The sequence below is a fragment of the Amnibacterium sp. genome (assembly GCF_051956055.1).
GTDB lineage: Bacteria > Actinomycetota > Actinomycetes > Actinomycetales > Microbacteriaceae > Amnibacterium.
The window spans coordinates 1-3,482 of the sequence record NZ_JBQCGC010000040.1; the positions used below are offsets into that span (position 1 = coordinate 1).

At 66.3% G+C, this 3,482-nt stretch carries 5 protein-coding genes; 4 read left to right on the forward strand and 1 reads right to left on the reverse strand.

Going from position 1 to position 3,482, the window contains the following annotated elements:
• The 3 genes from ACTHLI_RS06380 to ACTHLI_RS06390 all read left to right on the forward strand — a co-directional run.
• A partial coding sequence (locus ACTHLI_RS06380; protein ID WP_440182307.1) for a dihydrofolate reductase family protein occupies positions 1 to 395 on the forward strand: 395 nt, incomplete at its 5' end.
• 55 nt (positions 396 to 450) lie between these two features.
• Positions 451 to 804 carry an MmcQ/YjbR family DNA-binding protein gene (locus ACTHLI_RS06385; protein WP_440182308.1) on the forward strand — a complete coding sequence of 118 codons (354 nt, stop codon included), beginning with the start codon at positions 451 to 453 and terminating at the stop codon, positions 802 to 804.
• A gap of 667 nt (positions 805 to 1,471) precedes the next feature.
• Positions 1,472 to 2,056, forward strand: coding sequence for a hypothetical protein (locus ACTHLI_RS06390; protein ID WP_440182309.1), 585 nt, complete (start codon positions 1,472 to 1,474; stop codon positions 2,054 to 2,056).
• 12 nt (positions 2,057 to 2,068) lie between these two features.
• Here the strand turns inward: ACTHLI_RS06390 and ACTHLI_RS06395 are convergent, their stop codons facing one another.
• Positions 2,069 to 2,668 (reverse strand): DUF4232 domain-containing protein, encoded by a 600-nt coding sequence (locus ACTHLI_RS06395; protein ID WP_440182310.1) that lies wholly within the window; start codon positions 2,666 to 2,668, stop codon positions 2,069 to 2,071.
• Positions 2,669 to 2,744: 76 nt separating this feature from the next.
• On the opposite strand from ACTHLI_RS06395, the gene ACTHLI_RS06400 reads away from it, so the two are divergent.
• Positions 2,745 to 3,482 (forward strand): MBL fold metallo-hydrolase (locus ACTHLI_RS06400; protein WP_440182311.1); only part of this gene is annotated, 738 nt, incomplete at its 3' end.

Consider the following 3,482-nt stretch of genomic DNA (forward strand, 5'->3'; position numbering starts at 1 on the left):
ACGAGTTCTTCGCCGCCTACTGGCCGAACGCTCCCGAGGCCACTCAGGCGTTCGCGGAGCCCATGAACACGAAGCCGAAGCATGTGGCGTCGAGGACGCTCACGGAGCCGCTGGAGTGGCAGAACTCGAGCCTGCTGCAGGACCCTCTCCCGGACGCGATCGCCGCCCTCAAGGACGAGGACGGGGGCGACCTGCTCGTGATCGGCAGCACCGTGCTCGTGCAGTCGCTAATCCAGCAGGACCTCGTCGACGAGTTCCGCCTGATGATCGATCCGGTTCTCGTAGGCGGTGGAAAGCGGATCTTCCCGCAGGACGGTGCGCTTCAGCCACTACGGCTCGTCGATCACTCGGTGACCACCACGGGCACCATCATCGCGACCTACGCACCTGCCTAGCCCGCCGGGCGGGCTGCCGGAATCGTCACATCCCCTATCCTCGACGGACGGCGCGGTGGTCACCCCTGACGAGATCCGTGCGATAGCGCAGACACTTCCTCGCAGCTACGAGGTGTTCGCGCACGGTCAGATCAAGTTCCGGGTCGGGCAGATCGTGTGGCTCGCGCTGTCCAAGGACGGTGAGCGAATGGGGTGCGGCTTCCCGAGGGAGATGCGACAGGCCGCCGTCGAGGCGGAGCCCCACAAGTTCCAGCTACCGAGCCAGAGCGACATGCGGTTCAACTGGATCCACGTTCGCCTCGAGGCGATCGACGCCGATGAGATGCGAGACCTCGTCGAGGAAGCGTGGTCGAGGGCCGTGCCTCTCTACATCGCTGAGGAATACGGCCGCACCCGGGGGTACCGGTAGATCTGGGCGCTTCTTGACATGGCCAGGTGACGATTTGCGGCGTAGTGCCGTATAAAGGCCGGACTTGAAGCGCCCAACGATCCTCCTCGCCGCAGCCTTGCTGCTCTCAGCTTGTGGGAGCACGGCTCACGTCGTCACCATCGGATCGTTTACACGGCTCGTCCGTCCGGTTCCGCCCTCTCCGACGGCGCTGCGCTTCTCCACGGCGTCGAACCGCAGCTTCGCGCACGAGGACGTGCAGAAGCTGATGCGGATCCTTGTGCTTCCGCACGGCGCCCATCTCGTCGCCAAGGTGCCGAGGAGCGCGCCGTCCCGGTTCAGGAACGAATTGACCAGACCGCGGTTTCTGCCGGGCACCGCGGTCACCCACCGGATCTGGATCGTGCACGAGCCGCTCGACCGGGTGGTCCGATTCGTCCAGACGCACGCCCACCCGAGGCCACGGCCCGAGGCGCCCTTCCGGGGGAAGAACAACGGGATCCAATTTCACCGGATCGGGTCGTATGCGTTCCCGCCGGTCCCTGGCCGCGTCTGGGGCCGATGGCTGAACGCTGAGATGATCGCGCTGTCAGGTGGAGGGACGGCCGTCATCGCGCAGGCCGGGGACGCCTGGATCCACACCCCGCGCAGCGCTCCGCTGTCACGAGCCGTGAAGCGGATCGACGTCGTGAGCAGAGTCGGACACCACGCTCCGAACGTGCTCGTGCACGTCCGCGAGCCCTACGCGGTCGGCTCGATCGTCTCGCTCATCAACGGGCTCGGCCTGGCCGACGCCGAGCACATCGCCTGTTTCGCCGACTTCTTCGGCGGCCCGACAGTCACGCTGAGATTCCGCGCAGCCAACGGCGAACTGCTCGCCCACGCCACCGTCCCCGACACGCTCGGCCGCGGAGAATCCACACCGTGCAACCCCGTCCAACTGACCGTGCACGGTCGGAGGACGCCGCCGCTGATCGGTGCCGACCTGCTTCGGCGGCTACACCAGCTCCTCAACATCGACCTCGCCCCGCCCCTGCCTCGCGACGTGCAGAGCTGTGTCCTACGCCGGCACGGCTGGAGAGTGCAGTCGGTGACCCACACCGCGACGGTCGACCGTGCGCAGAACTTCCCGTCCGAGCTGACGGCCACGAAGAACCGGAAGCGGTGGACGATCACCTTCCACTACACCGGCAAGGTGACCCTCGACAGGGCAGGGCCTCGCGCGCTCGCGCGCTGCCTCCGCGCCGGGCCGCGGTACGTGATCGCCGGCTAGACGGGCCCTCCGCTACTTGCGACGCACGCAGGAGTTCTGAGCGACGCAAGCCCAGCCTCCGGGTCGTCGCTCGAACGGGGAGACGGCGACGCGGCTGAAGAATCCTCGTCCGCAGTAATTCAGGATCGGGTAGTGCTGGAGGCGGAGAGTCCTTGTCTCGCTGCTGCCGGGCAGAGCGATCCGCAGCATGCGGGCGTTGCGCGTGGTGTAGACCTGGCATCCGATCTTGTTCAGCCCGATGTACGCGGACGTGCCGCGCTGCATCTGCACGAGCTTCGGGAGAGCGCCGGTGATCATCTGGTCGCCGTTGTGCCGGTACGCAAAGGGGAGCAGGTGCCCGTGCCGGTCAAAGAGGGCGATGGATGGATAGCCGTCCAATACGCACGGTGTGGCCGCGCGGCTCGTGAGGACCAAGGGCAAAGTCGCCTGCCCGCCGGTCTTCTCCGAGACCAGACCCCCGATCTTGAGTCTCAGCGCGCTCAGAGAACAGGCACTGCCCGCCTCCTGCCGCGCTGCACCCGCTGACGCGGCCACCGCTGACGCTGCGATCAACGCCGCGACGACAACCAGAGTCCGCATCAAGGCGAACGTTAGACCTTCCGCGGGTGACATGAAACGCGCCTGGGCCAGTGGTCCGGAATGACCCCTGACGACGGCGCGCTCAGCATCGGAGTAGCGTGAGCGGGTCGTGGGCTTCGGAGTGGAACGGGTGATCGAGCTTGAGCCCGTCGATCGTGCGGAGGTCACGATCGTGGTCGACAACTTCGTCGATCTGTTGATGGCAGATGCGGAGGATGTCCGCCGGCACGTCGTCGGTGATTTCGGCGATCGGGATCAGTTGGTCGCAGAGCATGGCTTCTCGGCCTTGGTCACGGTCGAGTCCGACGGGCGACGCAGCTCCATGCTTTACGACGGCGGGCTGACGCCGGCCGCATTGGCCCGCAACCTCGACGTTCTTGAGGTTCGAGTCAGAGACCTGCGTGCGCTGGTCATTTCGCACGGGCACGCAGACCATCACGGCGGACTCGAAGCGCTGTTCCAGCGGTACGAGCGGCGGCGGCTCCCGCTCGTCATCCACCCGGAAGCCTGGAAAGAACGCAAGATCGTCTTTCCGACAGGGAACGAAGTGCGACTTCCGCCGCCGAGTCGATCCGACCTGGAGGCCGAGGGCGCCGAGGTGATCGAGGAACCTGGACAGACGTTGCTTCTCGACTCGACCGTCCTCGTCTCCGGACAGGTCGAGCGCAACACGCCGTACGAGCAGGGCTTCCCAATCCACTACGCCCACGCGGATACCGGCTGGGAACCCGACCCGATGATCTGGGACGACCAGAACCTGATCGTCAACGTCAAGGGCAAGGGTCTCGTCATCGTCTCGGGCTGCTCGCACGCAGGAGCGGTGAACGTCCTCCGGAATGCACAGCGG